This is a genomic window from Weissella thailandensis, assembly GCF_001932615.1.
Lineage (GTDB): Bacteria > Bacillota > Bacilli > Lactobacillales > Lactobacillaceae > Weissella > Weissella thailandensis.
Genome location: NZ_CP014332.1, coordinates 1,844,853 through 1,863,661, shown reverse-complemented (window position 1 = coordinate 1,863,661; position 18,809 = coordinate 1,844,853). Strand labels below are relative to the sequence as shown.

Sequence of the window (18,809 nt, the reverse complement as noted above, 5' to 3'; positions counted from 1 at the left end):
ACTTTATCATTATTGAAATGTTGGGGAGGTTGGTAAATTTTTTACCAACCTTTTTTTGTTTTATTTGGAAAGGGGAAATTATGAGAATTTTAGTATCTGGTGCAAGTGGACGAGTAGGTCATTTATTAGTCGACAAATTGGCCGCTGCAGGGCATGAAGTCATTGCAGGTACCCGTCACTTGGACGACAAGTTTAATAGCGACAAGGTCGAGCTAGCTAACATTGATCTATTAGTCAATGAAGAGCAACTAGTAACTCAATTAACTGATTTAAAGTTGGATGCTGTTTATTTTGTTGCCGGATCGCGCGGTAAGAACGTATTACAAGTCGATGCTTTCGGTGCTGTTAAGTTAGAAAATGCGACCGAAAAAGCGGGCATTAAGCGATTTATCATGTTGAGTGCATGGCAATCAACTAATCCTAAAGGTTGGGGTGAAGAATTAAGGGATTATTATATTGCACGGTTCTTTGCTGATAATTGGTTGATGGATCATACGACATTAAATTACACGATTTTGCAACCAGGTGCTTTGTTAGAAGAAACTGGTTCAGGTAAGGTGCAATTTAACCCAAAGTCAGCAACTGCTAATAGTATTGAAAATGTTGCTGATGTATTAGCCGGCATTTTGAATGCTGAAAATACCTATGGCAAATTATTGCCAATGGGGGATGGTGAAACTGATATTGCGACAGCCATTGCCAAATTATAATAATTTAAACGTTTAACCTTTGTTTAATTCTGTTTACTAATTTTGTTAACTGATATATAATTATAACCGTTGAAAATAACTTTAACTTGGTCCTGTGAGGCTAATAAGATTATTTTGGTGCTGTCGTGTTGATTTGGCGGTAAGCGAAACTATCATATTAGAGAAAACTATCAAGTTGGGGTATTTTTATACCTCAACTTTTTTATTTCAGGTTATAAGTTTATATATGAAAGGAATAACACGATGGAAGTTAAACGTGATGTCGTATTAGATGTGGATGAAAAGCCAGGTTTCTGGCAATGGGTAGGGCTGTCGTTACAGCATATGTTCTCAATGTTTGGATCAACGGTTCTTGTCCCATTATTGGTTGGATTGAACCCAGGGATTGCCCTGTTTAGTTCTGGTGTTGGAACACTATTGCATATTTTAATTACGAAACGTCAAATTCCTGCTTACATGGGTTCAAGTTTTGCCTTTATTATTCCCATGGTTGCTTTGATGAAAACGACTGGTTATCCAGGTGTTGCCACTGGGGTTATATCTGTTGGTATTGTTTATTTGATTGTGGCAGCAATGGTTGGATTAATTGGTACCGACTGGATTGAAAAAATATTACCACCAATCGTTGTTGGTCCAATTATCATGGTTATCGGATTGTCATTATCAGGATCAGCCGCAGAATCAGCAACTTTATTAGATGGTAAATACGATATTCGCGTATTTTTAGTTGCTATGGTTACGTTGGGTGTGACGATCTTTTTTAATATGTATCTGCGTGGCTTTCTAGGTTTGATTCCAATTCTATTGGGTATTATCGTTGGTTATGTTCTAGCAATTATGGTTGGCTTAGTTGATTTAAAGCCAGTTTCAGATGCAGCTTGGTTTGCCTTACCAGAATTTGATATCCCATTTGTTGATTACAAACCGGTGATGCATTGGGGCGCAGTATTAGTCATGGCGCCAATTGCATTAGTTACGATCACAGAGCATTTAGGTCATTTGATGGTTTTGGATGATTTAACAGGACGTGATTATATTAAGAATCCTGGTCTACACCGTACTTTAGCTGGTGACGGAGCTGCTTCTCTGTTTGCTGGATTAGTTGGTGGACCATCAGTGACATCTTATGGTGAAAATATTGGTGTTATGGCAATCACGAAAGTTCACTCAGTGTACGTTTTGATTGGTGCAGCAACATTTGCGGTCCTATTTTCATTCGTTGGTAAGTTATCAGCAGTTATTCAAAGTATCCCTGGCGCCGTAACTGGTGGGGTATCATTCCTGTTATTTGGTGTTATCGCTGCATCTGGTTTACGCATCATTGTTGAAAATCAACTTGACTTTAATTCAAAGCGTAATTTGATGATCACTTCATCAGTTTTGGTGATCGGTATTGGAAATGCCTACCTACAAATTGGTCACGGAAATAACATTGTACAGTTCTCAGGTGTTGCTATTGCAACAGTTTTGGGTATTGTGTTGAATTTGATTTTGCCTGAAAAAGCAGCTTCTGAAAAATAATAATTGAGAACAGTTTTTGTAAAAAAGCTGTTTTTTTATTTTATTTATGGCTATTTCTTTGTAGTGAATATTTCATTTTTGGATATTAAATTCGTCCTATTCTTTTTTGGAATAACAGAAATCGTGTTATAACAAGCTTTATAAAATGGCGTTTCGATAATGGGACAAATAGGGGTGATTGTTAATGATTGAATTAGCTCAAAAAAGGGGTAATATTAGGGGGTAAAAGTTAAACGGTGCTGTATGATTTTGTATACCGCTTGATGATATTTCAAAAGGGAAAGAGGTGAATTTCAGTGGAGGAAAGCGCAACCTTTACCATTGCAGGGTTGACGTTTGATTGGAGCGTAATTATATCAACAACAATTTCAGTGCTCGTTGTTTTTCTGTTAGCGTTTTGGATGTCTCGTAAGTTAGTAATCAAGCCATCCGGTAAGAGCAAGCAGAACATGTTAGAATGGGTCATTGATTTTACAAATAATATTGTTGATGGATCATTACCAAATAAAACTGGTAATAACTTAAAGTTCTTTGCATTCTCGATGTTTATGTTCATCTTTATGTCAAATCAGTTAGGAGTTGCTTTCAGCGTAAGTGTTGGTGGCGATACATTCCTTAACTCACCAACGGCTAATCCGTTGGTTACGATGACATTAGCATTGATTGCGATCAGCATTGCCCATTTCTTGGGAGTTGAGAAGCTTGGCTTCAAAGGATATGTTAAGTCAGTTTATTTTTCACCATTCAGTGCATTATTGCCAATCAATTTAATCGAGCAATTCACAAGCTTTTTGACTTTGGGATTGCGTTTGTTCGGTAATATCTTTGCTGGTGAAATGGTGCTATCACTATTGTGGCAATTGGCACAATCAGCTGGCGTTGTTTCGTTTGTACCGGCATTTTTACTAACAATGCTTTGGCAAGGATTTTCACTGTTTATCGGGGCCATTCAGGCGTTCGTCTTCGTCACTTTGACAACTGTCTATGTTTCTGAAAAGACAGAGTAACTACAGTAACTGTTTATATTTAATTGGAGGATTATAAAAATGGATGTTGCAACCATAGGTGTTGGAATTACTGCTGCTGGCGCTGCTATCGGTGCTGGTATTGGTAACAGTATTGTTATTTCAAGTATGCTTTCAGGTATGGCACGTCAACCTGAATTAGAAGGTAAGTTACGTACCAACATGTTCATTGGTGTTGGACTAGTCGAGGCCGTACCAATTATTGCGATTGCGCTTGCATTTATGTTGCTTGCACGCTAATTGAGATACGGAGGCCAACTAAATTATGTTAAATCAAATTGTTCTAGCAGGTGCTAGCGAAGGGTTGGCTTTGGGTAACATGTTGTTTGTGCTAGTGGCATTCCTAGTTTTGATGCTTCTATTAAAGAAGTACGCTTGGGGTCCAGTAGTAAAAATGATGGAAAAACGTGCGGAGAAGGTCGCTCACGACTTAGACACTGCTGAAGAAGCACGTCAACAAGCCGAAGAGATGGCTTCTAAGCGGTCAACGCAGTTACAATCGGCACGTACTGAAGCTAATGGTATCGTTGCCGATGCGAAGACAGCAGCCGGCAAGCAACGTGATCAAATCGTTGCTGACGCCCAGGCAGATGCTCAAGCTACAAAAGAACAAGCAAGTGCACAAATTGCACAAGAACGTTCTGAAGCAATGGCTGGCGTCAAGGGTGAAGTTGCTGACCTATCAGTAACCATCGCACAAAAGATTATCCAAAAAGAACTAAAGTTAGATGATCAAAAAGCGCTTATTGACGCTTATATTGAAGGGTTAGGTAACAAGTAATGGCATTAGATAAAGCAACGATTGCTAAGCGATATGCCGTTGCTTTGTTCGAATTAACCCATGATCAAGGTACTGATACAGAAACGTTGGCTGAATTGACAGCGCTTCGTGATGTATTAGAACAAAATCCAGAATTTACGAAAGCATTGCTATCTTTGCGTATTGATGAAGCTGCTAAGCAAAAAATGTTGGCGGCTTTATCTGAAGGAACGAGCCAAGTCGTAGGTAATCTAATTCAGATGACCTATGACTATCGCCGTATCCAAAACTTACCAGTGATTATTACTAAGTATGAAGAACTTGTTCATAAAGCTGCTGGTATTGTGAATGCAGAGGTACAAACAGCGGTGCCATTGAGTGATGAACAAGTTTCACGTTTGAAAGAGAAACTTGCTCAGCGTTATCAGGCTAACGAAGTGCGTTTGACGCAAAGCGTTGATGAGAACTTACTTGGTGGGGCCATTGTGAAAGCCAATGACCAAATTTTGGATGGATCATTAGCAACTAAGTTAGCTGCTATTCGTCAGAGTATCATCCGCTAGTAATCGAAATTCTAGTCGAAATTGATGTTGTGTGTGATGAATAGACACACTATAAAGAAAGAGGAACTGCTGAAATGAGCATCAAAGCTGAAGAAATCAGTTCACTCATCAAAAAGCAATTAGCCAATTATCAAGACGACTTAACAGTTAAAGAAACTGGAACTGTTACCTATATTGGTGATGGTATCGCTCGTGCAACTGGGTTGGAAAATGCCCTTGCCGGTGAGCTTGTCGAATTTGAGAATGGTGTTTATGGTATGACACAAAACCTGGAATCAAATGATGTTGGTATCATTATTCTAGGTGGTTATGACAGTATTCGTGAAGGTGATACCGTTAAGCGTACTGGTCGTATCATGGAAGTGCCTGTTGGTGAGCAGCTGATTGGTCGTGTTGTTAACGCTTTGGGACAACCTGTTGATGGTATGGGCCCAATTGAAACAGAAAAGACACGTCCTATTGAAGTTAAAGCTCCAGGTGTTATGGAGCGTAAATCTGTGTTTGAACCACTACAAACTGGTCTAAAGGCTGTGGATTCTTTGGTACCAATTGGACGTGGTCAACGTGAGTTAATTATCGGTGATCGTAAGACTGGTAAGACATCAGTTGCCATCGACACGATTTTGAACCAAAAAGATCAAGACATGATTGTTGTCTATGTTGCTATTGGTCAAAAAGCTTCAACTGTTCGTACACAAGTTGAAACTTTGCGTCGTATGGGAGCTATGGACTACACAATCGTTGTTACTGCTAACCCTTCTGAACCAGCTCCAATGCTATACTTAGCACCTTATGCTGGGGCTGCTATGGGTGAGAAATTCATGTACAACGGTAAGCACGTGCTAATCATTTATGATGATTTGTCAAAGCAAGCAACGGCATACCGTGAGCTGTCATTAATTCTTCGTCGTCCACCTGGACGTGAAGCCTACCCTGGTGATGTCTTCTACTTGCACTCACGTTTGTTAGAGCGTGCGGCTAAGTTATCCGACGAGCTAGGTGGTGGGTCAATGACGGCCTTGCCAATTATTGAGACACAGGCTGGTGATGTTTCTGCATATATTCCAACCAACGTTATCTCAATCACTGACGGTCAAATTTTCTTGGATGCCGACCAATTCTATGCTGGTGTTCGTCCTGCCATTGATGCCGGAACTTCTGTTTCTCGTGTCGGTGGTGATGCACAAATCAAAGCTATGAAGAAGGTTGCTGGTACACTACGTTTGGACTTGGCTTCATACAAGGAGCTTGAGTCATTCGCCCAATTCGGTTCAGATTTGGATGAAGCAACGCAAGTTAAGCTAGCCCGTGGTCGTCGTACCGTTGAACTATTGAAGCAACCATTACACCAACCATTGCCAGTTGAAGAACAAGTGTTAGCATTATATGCTTTGACACATGGCTTTATGGATGATGTTGCGGTTGATGATATTCTACGTTTTGAGTCAGAATTAATTTCTGCTGTTCATGCATCACATGATGATTTGTTTAAGACGATTGTCGAGACAAAGAACTTGCCTGATACAGATGCAATGGATGCAGCAATTAAGGAATTCAAAGCAACATTTGCTGGCTCAGCAGAATAATAAAGGAGGGGCGATAAATGGCAGCTTCTTTACAAGATATTCAACGCCGAATTGCCTCAACGAAAAAGACGCGTCAAATCACGAGTGCCATGCAAATGGTCTCGACTGCTAAATTAAGTCAAATTCAACGTCATGGTGGTTCATATACGGTTTATGCCGATGCCCTTCATGACGTTGTGGCACACCTAGCAACTGCTCATATTGATAATGTGGCAGGTACGTTGCTTGAACAACGACACGTGTCAAAGGTAGGATTTTTAGTCCTATCATCTGACCGTGGCTTGGTTGGTGGTTATAATTCAACGCTATTAAAGGAATTAATGGCTCGAATCAATGAACGCCAATTAACACCTGATCAGGTTGTCATCTTGGCAGTTGGTGGTAATGGTGCCGACTTCTTTAAGAAGCGCGGATTTGATGTTGCATACGAATACCGTGGTGTGTCTGATGTGCCAACCTTTACAGAGGTTCGTGAAATCGTTAAGACAGCTACGACAATGTATGATAACGAAGTCTTTGATGAATTAATCGTGGGTTATCAGCATTTCTTGAGTCGTATTTCAAATGAAGTTCGTCTAGAAAAGATGCTTCCCGTTTCAACAGAAAACTTGGAAGAATCTAAAGACGATAATAAGTATACGGCTGACTATGAGATGGAGCCATCAGCTGAAAAGATTTTGGATGTTGTGTTACCACAATATGCCGAGAGTTTAGTCTATGGTGCCATTATTGATGCGAAAACCGCTGAACATGCGGCATCTGCAAATGCGATGTCTTCAGCGACTGATAACGCCAAGGAAATCATTGATTCACTTGGATTACAGTACAACCGTGCGCGTCAGGGTGCAATTACGACTGAAATTACAGAAATTACTGGTGGAATGGCCGCTTTGGATTAGAAGTATCCAGCATCAGGTTTATTACAAATGAAGGAAGGAAACGACAATGAATACCGGACAAGTTGTTCAAGTCATTGGTCCCGTTGTTGACGTTGCCTTTCCATCAGATGCAAAGATTCCAGATATTAACAATGCTTTGGTTATTGAGAAAGATGATGAAAGCACATTAACAGTTGAGGTTTCTTTGTCATTGGGTGATGGTGTCGTACGTACGATTGCCATGGATTCAACTGATGGATTGCGGCGTGGAATGACGGCAACAGACACTGAAAGTTCAATCAGTGTCCCTGTTGGTGAGGCGACGTTGGGACGTGTGTTTAACGTGCTAGGAGAGCCAGTTGATGGCGGAGAAGCATTAGGAGACGACGTACAACGTGACCCAATTCACCGTGATGCACCAGCATACGATGAATTGTCAACATCAACAGAAATTCTAGAAACTGGTATCAAGGTTATTGATCTCTTAGCACCATATGTTCGTGGTGGTAAGATTGGTCTATTCGGTGGTGCCGGTGTTGGTAAGACGGTGTTGATTCAAGAGTTGATTCACAACATCGCACAAGGTCACAATGGTATTTCTGTCTTTACTGGTGTGGGTGAGCGAACCCGTGAAGGTAACGACATGTACTATGAAATGCAAGGATCTGGCGTTTTGAAACAAACAGCCATGGTCTATGGTCAAATGAATGAGCCTCCTGGTGCACGTATGCGTGTTGCCTTGACTGGTTTGACGATTGCTGAGCATTTCCGTGATGTTAACGGTCAAGATGTGCTATTGTTCATCGATAATATTTACCGTTTCACACAAGCTGGTTCAGAGGTTTCTGCTTTGCTTGGGCGTATTCCATCAGCCGTTGGTTACCAACCAACTTTGGCTACTGAAATGGGTCAATTACAAGAGCGAATCACTTCAACGAAGAAGGGTTCAGTTACATCAATCCAAGCCGTTTACGTGCCTGCCGATGATTATACTGACCCTGCTCCTGCGACGACATTCGCGCACTTGGATGCGACAACTAACTTGGAGCGTTCATTGACGCAACAAGGAATCTACCCAGCCGTGGATCCGTTGGCTTCAACATCAACTGCCTTGGCCCCAGAAATTGTTGGACAAGAGCATTATGATGTCGCAACTGAAGTACAACATACATTACAACGTTACCGTGAGTTGCAAGACATCATTTCTATCTTAGGAATGGATGAATTGTCAGACGAAGAGAAGACGATTGTTAATCGTGCTCGTCGTATTCAATTCTTCTTGTCACAACCATTCTCAGTTGCTGAGACATTTACGGGATTGCCAGGACAATACGTACCACTTAATGAAACTGTTCGCAGCTTCAAGGAAATTTTGGATGGTAAGTATGACCAATATCCTGAAGATGCCTTCCGTAACGTTGGTGCCGTTGAAATGGTAGCTGAAAAAGCTACTCAGATGGCTAACTAAACAAAGGGGGCGGTGCCATGAGTGAACACACCCTACATGTTAAGGTGGTAACGCCAGATGGTGTGGTGTTTGGACATGAAACTGCATCGTTGGTTGTACTAGATACAATCAATGGTGAAGAAGGAATCATGGCGAACCATGCACCAATTATTACATCGTTGCACATTGGCGAAGTGAAGGTCATTAACGAAGAAGAAAGCTTACAAGAAACCGTTACAATTAGTGGTGGTTTTGCAGAGTTTTCTGAAAATCAATTATCGATCGTTTCTGACAGTGCAGAGCGTACGCAAGACATTGACGTCAAGCGTGCTGAACAAGCTAAGGAACGTGCTGAAAAGCATATAGCTGCCGGTGATACAGATGATGTTGAGCGTGCACAAGCTGCTTTAATGCGTGCGGTTAATCGTATTCATGCAGTTACTGGTAACAAGTAACTAGTTGAACGAATAAACGTTTATCAATAAAATACGTTCGTGTGGGAATTTTCCTGTACGGACGTATTTTTTGTGTAAATGTCGAGTTAATAAAACTAGGTGTGTTAGTCGTCGTAAAATTTGATAAAATAGACTTAATATTGATTAAAGAAAGTAGGACAACAGGATGATCGTACTATCGGGAACTATTGGTGCTGGGAAGACCAGCTTAACAACGATGCTCGCAGAACATTTAGGAAGCGAAGCCTTATACGAATCCGTTGATGACAATCCTATTCTGCCATTGTTTTATGAGGACCCAAAACGTTACGGATTCTTGTTGCAAAATTATTTTTTGAATAAGCGTTTGGATAACATCAAAGATGCACAAGGTAGTCAATTAAACGTGATTGATCGATCTATCTTTGAAGATTTGTTGTTATTCAAGTTAAATGCAGACTTAGATAGAGCAACGCAAACTGAAGTGCAAATTTATGGTGATTTGTTAAATAACATTATGGAGCAAGTCGACTTTTCAGATGAAGCCATTGTCAAAACACCGGATTTGTTGATTTATATTCATGTTAGTTTTGATACGATGCTAGAACGTATTAAAAAGCGTGGACGTGATTATGAACAAATAGCCAATGATCCATCATTGTACGACTATTATAAGAGTTTGAATGAACGCTATGTGGCTTGGTTTGATGCTTATGACCGGTCCCCAAAGTTAAGTATTGATGGTGACCAATATGATTTTGTGGCTGATGAGTCAGCAGCAAAAAAAGTATTAGCATTAATTGACCAAAAAATTAGTGAATTGGGCTTACAGGGTGAATAGGAGAGTAAATGTTATGTTAGATATGAAGCTAATTCGTCATGAGACGGAACAAGTAAAAGAACGTTTAGCAACGCGTGGGGTTGCTCCGGAAGAAGTTGATGCATTGGTAGCCGATGATGCGAAGCGTCGTGAGCTATTAGTCCAAACTGAAGAACTAAAAGCACGTCGTAATACTGTGTCAGATCAAATTGGTCTTAAGAAGCGCCAAAAGGAAGATGCTAGTGACGTGATTGCTGAGATGCAACAAGTTTCAGCTACAATTAAAGAACTGGATGAACAGGTCACAGTGTTAGACAAGCAAATTAAAGATCGTGCCTTGCACTTCCCAAATTTGCCAAATGAGACGATCCCCGTTGGACCAGATGAGGACTCAAACCGTGAAGAGCGCAAGTGGGGTGAAATTCCTAGCTTTGACTTTACACCAAAAGCCCATTTTGAAATTGGTGAAGACTTAGGTATTTTGGATTTTGAACGTGGTGCCAAAGTATCTGGTGCGCGCTTTGTTTATTATGTTGGTCAAGGGGCCCGTTTAGAGCGAGCAGTTTATAACTTTATGCTTGATGAACATCAAAAAGAAGGTTATAAGGAAATGATCACGCCTTACCTTGTTAAAAATGAAGCAATGTATGGTACGGGACAATATCCAAAGTTTATGGATGATGCTTATCGTGTCGGTACTAATGACGATATGACCTTGATTCCTACGGCTGAAGTGCCTTTGACTAACTATTTCCGTGAAGAAGTTATTGACGCTGATAAATTACCTTATAGCGTGACTGCTTTATCACCAGCATTCCGTCAAGAAGCTGGTTCAGCTGGACGTGATACGCGTGGTTTGATTCGTATGCACCAATTCAATAAAGTTGAAATGGTAAAATTCACTAAGCAAGAAGATTCATATCAAGCATTAGAAGATATGACGGTCAATGCAGAAAGCTTGTTGAAAAAGTTGAACTTACCATACCACGTTATTACCCTATCAACAGGAGACATGGGCTTCTCAGCAGCTAAAACATATGATGTGGAAGTTTGGATGCCACAACAAGATATTTATCGTGAGATTTCTTCTGTATCAAATACGGAAGCTTTCCAGGCTCGTCGTGCACGTATTCAATATCGTGATGAAAACGGTAAGCTGCAATTTGCCCACACCTTAAATGGATCTGGTTTGGCCGTTGGTCGTACGGTTGCTGCAATCTTAGAAAACTACCAAAATCAAGATGGTACAGTGACGATTCCAGAAGTTTTGCGCCCATACTTTGGTGCTGATAAGATCGTGTCTGAAGATTCTTTGTAATTAATAACAGTTGAACGTAGAGAGATTGAGACAGAATAAATGTCCCAATCTCTTTTTTAAATGCATTAACAATAATTCTATAAATTATGTAGCATAAACGCGTTATAACAGATTATAACTAAAAAAGAGTTGCAAGAAGTGATAAAACCTAGTATTATATATCAAGTAGTAAGTTGTTGTTAGTCATAGCGCACTAACCACAAAGTGTAAAAGATCTGAAAAAGTGTTGACACTTGTTCATAGATTGGATATACTATAAAAGTTGTCTCGAGTGTTTCACTCGTTAGACGTCTGTTGCGGATGTGGCGGAACTGGCAGACGCGCTGGATTTAGGTTCCAGTGCCCCTAGGGCGTGCAGGTTCGATTCCTGTCATCCGTATATCGATTATCGATACAGAAGCCGACTTAGCTCAGCTGGCAGAGCGCTTCACTAGTAATGAAGAGGTCGCTGGTTCGAATCCAGTAGTCGGCATCCCATGCGAACATAGTTCAGCTGGTAGAACGCTACCTTGCCATGGTAGAGGTCGCGGGTCCGAATCCCGTTGTTCGCTTTCTTCCAATTTGGGAAGTTTTAAATAATATGCACCTATAGCGCAACTGGATAGAGTGTCTGACTACGAATCAGAAGGTTGAAGGTTCGAATCCTTCTAGGTGCATCAATTAAAGAGGTTGAGACAAGACTTGTCTCAACCTCTTTTTATGCCAAATTCACATTTTTTAAAAAAGATGTGAATGTTTAGTGGCATTGACTTGCAATGCGTTTTATAATTATGTCAATATTGGTCAAGGGGGTGAAGGACATGGCTGATTCAAATATGTCGGATAATATTGAGGCATACTTGAAACAAATTTTACAGCAGGCGAATGAAGTTGAAATTCGTCGGGCTGAAATTGCCCGCCGCTTTAACGTCGTGCCATCACAGATTAATTATGTTATTAAAACACGATTTGGTGCTGAAAATGGTTATTTGGTAGAATCAAAGCGTGGCGGTGGTGGCTATATTCGTATTGTAAAAATGGCATTACGAACAGAGCCTGATCTCATTGACGAAATGAGACAGAGTCTCCCTGAGATTGTTAGCTTTAGAACAGCAACAGCCGTGATATCTAGCTTGTATCGAGAAAAGATTTTGACGCAACGTGAAGGTGAGCTCCTTTTAACAATGTTATCGAAGGAAGCGTTAGCCGTTGGTGACGTAGCGATACAAGATCAACTACGAGCAAGATTATTACAGCAATTATTGAACCGTTTACGGTTTGAAAGTGAGCGTGATTAATATGGATAATCAATATACACCGAGTGCAAAAAACGTTTTAGTCGTTGCACAGGAACAAGCAAAATATTTTAAACATCAAGCCGTTGGTACTGAGCATTTGTTACTTGCTTTAGCAATCGAAAAAGAAGGTATTGCTAGCAAGGTTATGCAACAATTCAATGTGGTTGATGATGACATTAAAAGTCAAATTGAACAATTTACGGGTTATGGTACATTATCTCGTGCTGAAAAAGAATCTTATTTACCTTATTCACCAAAGGCAGCTGAGATACTACGTCTAGCAAACGAGAGTGCTGTAAAATTGCATCAAGAGCGTACAGGAACTGAGCATTTGCTATTGGCCTTATTATCGGATGAAACGATTTTTTCATCGCGTATTTTGATCAATTTAGGGGTGAACCCACAAGAAATGCGCCGAGCTATTTTACGTAAACTAGGTGTTAGTGAAGCGCCTAAGCGACGTGACCCTCGTCGTAAGCGTAGCAACCAAGCTCAGCAAACTGAAGGAACACCAACTTTGGATGCCTTAGCACGTGACTTGACCCAATTAGCGCGTGATAAGAAAATGGATCCAGTTGTTGGCCGTGAGACCGAAGTTAAGCGGGTCATCCAAATTCTGTCACGCCGTACAAAAAACAACCCAGTTTTGATTGGTGAGCCAGGTGTTGGTAAAACAGCGATTGCTGAAGGACTGGCACAAAAAATTATTGCTGGTGATGTACCATCAGATATGACACAAAAGCGCTTGATGATGCTGGATATGGGATCATTGGTCGCGGGTACAAAATACCGTGGTGAATTTGAAGATCGTTTGAAAAAGGTGATTGATGAAATTCAGCACGATGGCCAAGTTATCTTGTTTATTGATGAGTTACATACGCTGATTGGAGCAGGTGGTGCGGAAGGTGCCATTGATGCATCGAATATTTTGAAACCAGCTTTGGCTCGTGGTGAATTGCAAACGATTGGTGCAACAACACTAAATGAGTATCAAAAATATATCGAAACAGATGCAGCCCTTGAGCGTCGTTTTGCCCAGGTTGGCGTTAATGAACCAACGCAGGCCGATGCTATCGTAATTCTAAAGGGATTAAAGGATCGTTACGAAAAGCATCATCAAGTAGCTATTCCTGATGAAACGATTATTGAAGCGGTTAAACTTTCAGAGCGGTATGTCACGGAACGCTACCTACCTGATAAGGCCATTGATATTATGGATGAAGCAGCAGCTAAGGTACGAATTGACCGAGTTGGTCATGAAACACCATTAGCAAAACAGCAAGAGAAGTTAGCGACGTTGCGTCAAGAAAAAGATGCGGCCATTGAACGCTTAGACTTTGAGTTAGCTGCAGAATTGCGTAAGAAAGAGATGAGTCAAAAGCGACGTATTGATAAACAACTAGATGCACAGGCTGATAGTGATGGTGATACTCAAGCAAAGTATGACTTGGTACTTTCGTTGCATGATATTGCCGAGGTCGTTTCTGAGCAAACTGGTGTGCCAGTAACACAAATGGAAAAGTCTGAAAAAGATCGCTTGATCAATTTGGAAAAGGTGCTGCATGATCGCGTTGTTGGCCAAGATGAAGCAGTTTCAGCCATCGCACGTTCAATTCGCCGGGCGCGTTCAGGCTTGAAAGATCCTAAACGACCAATTGGTACCTTCTTGTTCTTAGGACCGACCGGAACTGGTAAAACTGAATTAGCGAAGGCTTTAGCTGAAGCAATGTTTGGCTCAGAAGATAATATGATTCGTGTTGATATGTCAGAATACCGTGAAGCTTATTCAGCTAGCCGTTTGGTTGGATCAGCACCTGGCTACGTTGGTTATGAGGAAGGTGGCCAGCTAACTGAAAAAGTTCGTCGTCAACCATACTCAGTCGTATTGCTTGATGAGGCCGAAAAAGCACATCCAGATATCTACAATTTGATGCTGCAGGTCTTTGACGATGGTTTCTTAACGGACTCTAAGGGTCGTAAGGTCGACTTTAGGAATACGATTATTATCATGACGTCAAATCTTGGTGCAACTCGTCTACGTGATGAAAAGTCAGTTGGATTCGGCGCTGTTGATAAGATGTCTGACTATAATGCAATGCGTGATACGATTATGCAGACAGTTAAGGAAACTTTCCGCCCTGAGTTTATCAACCGTTTGGATGAAGTTGTGGTCTTCCATTCATTGAATAAGGATGAACTTCACCAAATTGTTAAGTTGATGTCAAAGTCAGTTCTGCAACGTATTGGTGAACAAGGATTCAAGGTTAAAATTACGCCAGCGGCAATTGATGTGATTGCCAAAGCTGGCTTTGATCCAGAATATGGTGCGCGTCCAATTAGACGAGCATTGCAGTCGAAGATTGAAGATGCATTATCTGAAGAATTGTTAACTGGTAAGGTTACGGTTAACGATCAAGTGACGATTGGTGCTAAGAGTGGTGAGATCAATATCACGGTAAAACAACCCAAAAAAGACGTTGAAACCGTCACTGGATAAATAATTAAAAAGTAAGCGTTGACAAGATTTGTTTTTCTTGCTAATGCTTACTTTTTCTTGTATACTTATCATTAGTTTAATTGTGTATAAGACAACGGCTGATAGGAAATATTGTCCCTGGAAGCCTGCATATTAACGACAAGAGCGTTTTCAGGTATGGGGATGCTGTTGTCTTTTTTGCACTTAAAAACCAGTAAAAATCAGAAATTGTTAACAAACTGTAATATAACTGGGTGCACAGTTGGCCAATTCAAAGCGAGGTGGAAAACTTGGTAGGAACGCTTGTAAAGTATGGTAAACACCGTGTTCGTCGTAGTTATGCACGAATCAAGGAAGTTCTTGATTTGCCTAACTTGATCGAAATTCAAACGGACTCATACAACTGGTTCTTGGATGAAGGATTACGTGAAATGTTTATGGACATTTTGCCAATTGAGGATTTCCAAGGTAAGTTGTCTCTAGAATTTGTGGACTATAAGCTCATGGAGCCAAAGTACACAGTAGAAGAAGCTCGTAACCATGATGCTAATTATTCAGCACCATTGCACGTTACGTTGCGCTTAACCAATCAGGAAACTGGTGAAATCAAATCACAAGACGTGTTCTTTGGTGATTTCCCATTAATGACACCAGCAGGAACATTTATTATTAATGGTGCTGAACGTGTTATTGTCTCACAATTAGTACGTTCTCCTGGTGTGTACTACAATGAAGAATTAGATAAGAACGGACGCCCAAATTACGGTACGACATTCATCCCAAGTCGTGGTGCTTGGTTGGAATTTGAAACAGATGCTAAGGGTCTTAGCTATGTTCGTATTGACCGTACTCGTAAGTTACCAATCACAGAGTTGGTACGTGCATTGGGTTACGGATCAGATTCAGAAATCCTACAAATGTTAGGTGATCAATATGATTCTATTTCATTAACCTTGGATAAAGATGTGCATAAGGACATCGAGGATTCACGAGTTGAAGAGTCTTTGAAGGATATCTACGAACGTTTACGTCCGGGAGAACCTAAGACAGCGGATTCAGCACGTGCCTTGTTGACTGCACGTTTCTTCGATCCAAAGCGTTATGATTTGGCACCAGTTGGTCGTTACAAGATCAACAAAAAGTTATCACTAAAGTCACGCTTGATGGGTTGGACTTTGGGTGAGACTTTGGCTGATCCAGATACAGGTGAGATTATTGCCGAAAGGGGTACAGTCATTGACAAGAAGGTTATGTCAGCATTGTCTCCTTACTTGGATCGTGAAGATTTCAAGCGGACAACTTTCACACCTTCTGATGATGCAGTTGTTACTGAACCAATGGTTTTGCAAACAATCTTGGTTGAGAATCCAGAAGATCCTGAAAAGACACTACCAATTATTGGTAATGGTCAATTCGATCCAGCTATTCGTACAGTAAAGCCAGCTGATATTATCGCTGGTATGAACTACTTCTTGAATTTGCCATTGGGCGTTGGTGTTACTGACGATATTGACCACTTGGGTAATCGTCGTATCCGCCGTGTTGGTGAGTTGCTACAAAATACATTCCGTATTGGTTTGAGCCGTATGGAACGTGTTGTTCGTGAGCGTATGTCAATTCAAGATCCAGATACTGTGACACCACAACAATTGATTAACATTCGTCCAGTTGTTGCCGCTGTTAAGGAATTCTTTGGTTCATCACAATTGTCACAATTCATGGATCAAACAAACCCATTGGGTGAGTTAACTAACAAGCGTCGTTTGTCAGCTTTAGGACCTGGTGGATTGACTCGTGACCGTGCCGGATATGAAGTTCGAGACGTTCACTATACTCACTATGGACGTATGGACCCTATCGAAACACCCGAAGGTCCTAACATTGGTTTGATTAACTCATTGGCTACGTATGGACGTGTTAATAAGTATGGATTTATTGAAACACCATATCGTCGTGTTGATTGGACAACGCATAAGGTTACTGACCGAATCGATTACTTAACAGCCGATGAAGAGGATAACTTTGTGGTTGCACAAGGAAATTCTGTCTTAAACGAAGATGGCTCATTTGCTACGGATACTGTTTTGGCGCGTAATAGTGATGTGAACACTGAAGTACCAATTGACCAAGTTGATTACATGGACGTTTCTCCTAAGCAAATCGTTGCGGTTGCTACGGCCGCTATTCCTTTCTTGGAAAACGATGACTCAAACCGTGCTTTGATGGGTGCGAACATGCAACGTCAAGCGGTTCCTTTGATTGATCCACATGCACCATTAATTGGTACTGGTATCGAATATAAGGCTGCTCATGATGCGGGTGTTGCGCTTATTTCACAATATCCTGGTGTTGTTGAGTACGTTGATGGTAACGAAATTCGTGTTCGTCGTGAAGATGGTTCATTAGACAAGTATTCATTGATGAAGTTCCGTCGTTCAAACGCCGGTAAGAACTACAACCAACGTCCAATTGTTAAAGTTGGTGATAAGATTGATGCCGATGAAGTATTGGCTGATGGTCCATCAATGGAGCAAGGTGAATTGGCATTGGGTCAAAACCCATTGATTGCCTTTATGACTTGGCAAGGATATAACTTCGAGGATGCCATCATTATTAATGAGCGTTTGATTCGTGATGATGTTTATACATCAATCCACATTGAGGAATACGAATCAGAAGCACGTGATACAAAGCTTGGCCCTGAAGAATTTACTCGTGAAATTCCAAATACTGGTGAAGATCAGTTAAAGAATTTGGATGAACGCGGTATTATCCGTATTGGTGCTGAAGTTGAAGACGGTGATATTTTGGTTGGTAAGGTAACGCCTAAGGGTGTAACTGAACTATCAGCCGAAGAGCGTTTGCTACATGCTATTTTCGGTGAGAAGGCTCGTGAAGTACGTGATACTTCATTGAAGGTTCCTCACGGTGGTGGCGGTGTTGTTCAAGATGTTCGTATCTTCACTCGTGAAAACGGTGATGAGTTGTCACCAGGTGTTAACCTAATGGTCCGTGTCTATATTGCACAACGTCGTAAGATTCAAGTTGGTGATAAGATGGCCGGACGTCACGGTAACAAGGGAACGGTTTCAGTGATTGTTCCTTCTGAGGATATGCCATTCATGCCAGATGGAACGCCAATTGACATTATGTTGTCACCAATGGGTGTGCCTTCACGTATGAACATTGGTCAAGTGCTTGAATTACACTTAGGTATGGCCGCACGTGAACTTGGTATCCACGTTGCATCACCTGTCTTTGACGGTGCCCTTGACACGGATATCTGGGATGCTATCCAAGAAGCTGGCTTACCAGCCGATGGAAAGTCAATCTTGTATGATGGTCGTACTGGTGAAGCGTTCGATAAGCGTATTTCTGTTGGTATCATGCACTACATGAAGCTAGCCCACATGGTTGATGACAAGATTCACGCTCGTTCAATCGGACCTTACTCATTAGTTACGCAACAACCACTTGGTGGTAAAGCACAATTCGGTGGTCAACGTTTCGGTGAAATGGAAGTTTGGGCCCTTGAAGCTTATGGTGCTGCACACACGTTGCAGGAAATCTTGACTTACAAGTCTGATGATGTTGTTGGACGTGTTAAGACATACGAAGCTATCGTTAAGGGTGAACAGATTCCTAAGCCAGGTGTGCCTGAGTCATTCCGTGTGTTAGTTAAGGAATTGCAAGCACTTGGTTTGGATATGAAGGTCTTAGATGCCGATGAACGTGAAATTGAATTACGTGATATGGATGAGGATGATACAGTTCTTAACATCGATTCAGCAGATAAGAAAACTGACAAATTAGCACAAGAATTTAACGCTGAAGGTGCTGGCAAGACGGCAAATTCAGATAGTGTTACAAACACTAATAATTCTGCTAATTAATATACGAATTAAATAAAGTGTTAGCCGACCTAGCGTTTGCTAGGTTTGTGCTTAGTGTTAGGGTCTGAATTGACAATAATACTAAGCACAAATCTAGTGGC

General features: G+C 41.1%; 15 protein-coding genes and 4 tRNA genes. All 19 read left to right on the top strand.

The window, feature by feature from the left end; translation table 11 throughout:
* The first annotated feature begins 80 nt into the window (after positions 1-80).
* The 19 genes from FOL01_RS09295 (at position 81) to rpoB (ending at position 18,708) form a co-directional block, all read left to right on the top strand.
* Positions 81-710, top strand: coding sequence for an NAD(P)H-binding protein (locus tag FOL01_RS09295; RefSeq protein ID WP_075270364.1), 630 nt, complete (start codon positions 81-83; stop codon positions 708-710).
* Positions 711-953: 243 nt separating this feature from the next.
* Positions 954-2,231 carry a solute carrier family 23 protein gene (locus tag FOL01_RS09290; protein WP_075270363.1) on the top strand — a complete coding sequence of 426 codons (1,278 nt, stop codon included), beginning with the start codon at positions 954-956 and terminating at the stop codon, positions 2,229-2,231.
* 296 nt (positions 2,232-2,527) lie between these two features.
* Positions 2,528-3,238 (top strand): F0F1 ATP synthase subunit A, encoded by a 711-nt coding sequence (gene atpB / locus FOL01_RS09285; protein WP_075270362.1) that lies wholly within the window; start codon positions 2,528-2,530, stop codon positions 3,236-3,238.
* A 39-nt stretch (positions 3,239-3,277) separates the two neighbouring features.
* A complete protein-coding gene (gene atpE / locus FOL01_RS09280) occupies positions 3,278-3,496 on the top strand; it encodes a F0F1 ATP synthase subunit C (protein WP_075270361.1) in 219 nt (72 codons plus the stop codon).
* Positions 3,497-3,521: 25 nt separating this feature from the next.
* On the top strand, positions 3,522-4,037 hold the full coding sequence (gene atpF, locus FOL01_RS09275; protein ID WP_075270360.1) for a F0F1 ATP synthase subunit B: 516 nt from the start codon (positions 3,522-3,524) through the stop codon (positions 4,035-4,037).
* A complete protein-coding gene (atpH, locus tag FOL01_RS09270) occupies positions 4,037-4,579 on the top strand; it encodes an ATP synthase F1 subunit delta (RefSeq protein WP_075270359.1) in 543 nt (180 codons plus the stop codon). Before atpF ends, atpH begins: the two co-directional genes overlap by 1 nt.
* A 74-nt stretch (positions 4,580-4,653) precedes the next feature.
* Positions 4,654-6,165, top strand: a complete 1,512-nt coding sequence (atpA, locus tag FOL01_RS09265; protein ID WP_075270358.1) for a F0F1 ATP synthase subunit alpha — start codon at positions 4,654-4,656, stop codon at positions 6,163-6,165.
* Positions 6,166-6,182: 17 nt separating this feature from the next.
* The gene (locus FOL01_RS09260; RefSeq protein WP_075270357.1) at positions 6,183-7,064 is read left to right on the top strand and encodes a F0F1 ATP synthase subunit gamma; all 882 of its coding nucleotides are present in this window, start codon (positions 6,183-6,185) and stop codon (positions 7,062-7,064) included.
* Between the two features lie 46 nt (positions 7,065-7,110).
* On the top strand, positions 7,111-8,511 hold the full coding sequence (gene atpD, locus FOL01_RS09255) for a F0F1 ATP synthase subunit beta (protein WP_075270356.1): 1,401 nt from the start codon (positions 7,111-7,113) through the stop codon (positions 8,509-8,511).
* Positions 8,512-8,528: 17 nt separating this feature from the next.
* The gene (locus FOL01_RS09250; protein ID WP_075270355.1) at positions 8,529-8,945 is read left to right on the top strand and encodes a F0F1 ATP synthase subunit epsilon; all 417 of its coding nucleotides are present in this window, start codon (positions 8,529-8,531) and stop codon (positions 8,943-8,945) included.
* Between the two features lie 166 nt (positions 8,946-9,111).
* Complete coding sequence (locus FOL01_RS09245; protein WP_075270354.1) at positions 9,112-9,765, top strand: deoxynucleoside kinase; 654 nt, start codon at positions 9,112-9,114, stop codon at positions 9,763-9,765.
* 13 nt (positions 9,766-9,778) lie between these two features.
* On the top strand, positions 9,779-11,062 hold the full coding sequence (serS, locus tag FOL01_RS09240) for a serine--tRNA ligase (protein WP_075270353.1): 1,284 nt from the start codon (positions 9,779-9,781) through the stop codon (positions 11,060-11,062).
* 296 nt (positions 11,063-11,358) lie between these two features.
* Positions 11,359-11,441, top strand: a tRNA-Leu gene (locus tag FOL01_RS09235).
* 20 nt (positions 11,442-11,461) lie between these two features.
* A tRNA-Thr gene (locus FOL01_RS09230) sits at positions 11,462-11,534 on the top strand.
* Positions 11,535-11,540: 6 nt separating this feature from the next.
* Positions 11,541-11,613 (top strand) — tRNA-Gly (locus tag FOL01_RS09225).
* Positions 11,614-11,644: 31 nt separating this feature from the next.
* A tRNA-Arg gene (locus FOL01_RS09220) sits at positions 11,645-11,718 on the top strand.
* A 144-nt stretch (positions 11,719-11,862) separates the two neighbouring features.
* Positions 11,863-12,339 (top strand): CtsR family transcriptional regulator, encoded by a 477-nt coding sequence (locus FOL01_RS09215; protein ID WP_075270352.1) that lies wholly within the window; start codon positions 11,863-11,865, stop codon positions 12,337-12,339.
* Position 12,340: 1 nt separating this feature from the next.
* A complete protein-coding gene (locus FOL01_RS09210; protein ID WP_075270351.1) occupies positions 12,341-14,836 on the top strand; it encodes an ATP-dependent Clp protease ATP-binding subunit in 2,496 nt (831 codons plus the stop codon).
* Positions 14,837-15,105: 269 nt separating this feature from the next.
* Complete coding sequence (gene rpoB, locus FOL01_RS09205; RefSeq protein ID WP_156835015.1) at positions 15,106-18,708, top strand: DNA-directed RNA polymerase subunit beta; 3,603 nt, start codon at positions 15,106-15,108, stop codon at positions 18,706-18,708.
* The last annotated feature ends 101 nt before the right edge of the window (positions 18,709-18,809 follow it).

What these genes read in the sequence shown, in the direction of transcription:
- FOL01_RS09245 (WP_075270354.1), top strand. Translation starts at nt 9,112, where the DNA reads ATGATCGTACTATCGGGAACTATTGGTGCTGGGAAGACCAGCTTAACA.
- atpA (WP_075270358.1), top strand. Translation starts at nt 4,654, where the DNA reads ATGAGCATCAAAGCTGAAGAAATCAGTTCACTCATCAAAAAGCAATTA.
- atpF (WP_075270360.1), top strand. Translation starts at nt 3,522, where the DNA reads ATGTTAAATCAAATTGTTCTAGCAGGTGCTAGCGAAGGGTTGGCTTTG.
- atpH (WP_075270359.1), top strand. Translation starts at nt 4,037, where the DNA reads ATGGCATTAGATAAAGCAACGATTGCTAAGCGATATGCCGTTGCTTTG.
- FOL01_RS09250 (WP_075270355.1), top strand. Translation starts at nt 8,529, where the DNA reads ATGAGTGAACACACCCTACATGTTAAGGTGGTAACGCCAGATGGTGTG.
- atpE (WP_075270361.1), top strand. Translation starts at nt 3,278, where the DNA reads ATGGATGTTGCAACCATAGGTGTTGGAATTACTGCTGCTGGCGCTGCT.
- FOL01_RS09260 (WP_075270357.1), top strand. Translation starts at nt 6,183, where the DNA reads ATGGCAGCTTCTTTACAAGATATTCAACGCCGAATTGCCTCAACGAAA.
- FOL01_RS09210 (WP_075270351.1), top strand. Translation starts at nt 12,341, where the DNA reads ATGGATAATCAATATACACCGAGTGCAAAAAACGTTTTAGTCGTTGCA.
- FOL01_RS09290 (WP_075270363.1), top strand. Translation starts at nt 954, where the DNA reads ATGGAAGTTAAACGTGATGTCGTATTAGATGTGGATGAAAAGCCAGGT.
- FOL01_RS09215 (WP_075270352.1), top strand. Translation starts at nt 11,863, where the DNA reads ATGGCTGATTCAAATATGTCGGATAATATTGAGGCATACTTGAAACAA.
- FOL01_RS09295 (WP_075270364.1), top strand. Translation starts at nt 81, where the DNA reads ATGAGAATTTTAGTATCTGGTGCAAGTGGACGAGTAGGTCATTTATTA.
- serS (WP_075270353.1), top strand. Translation starts at nt 9,779, where the DNA reads ATGTTAGATATGAAGCTAATTCGTCATGAGACGGAACAAGTAAAAGAA.
- atpD (WP_075270356.1), top strand. Translation starts at nt 7,111, where the DNA reads ATGAATACCGGACAAGTTGTTCAAGTCATTGGTCCCGTTGTTGACGTT.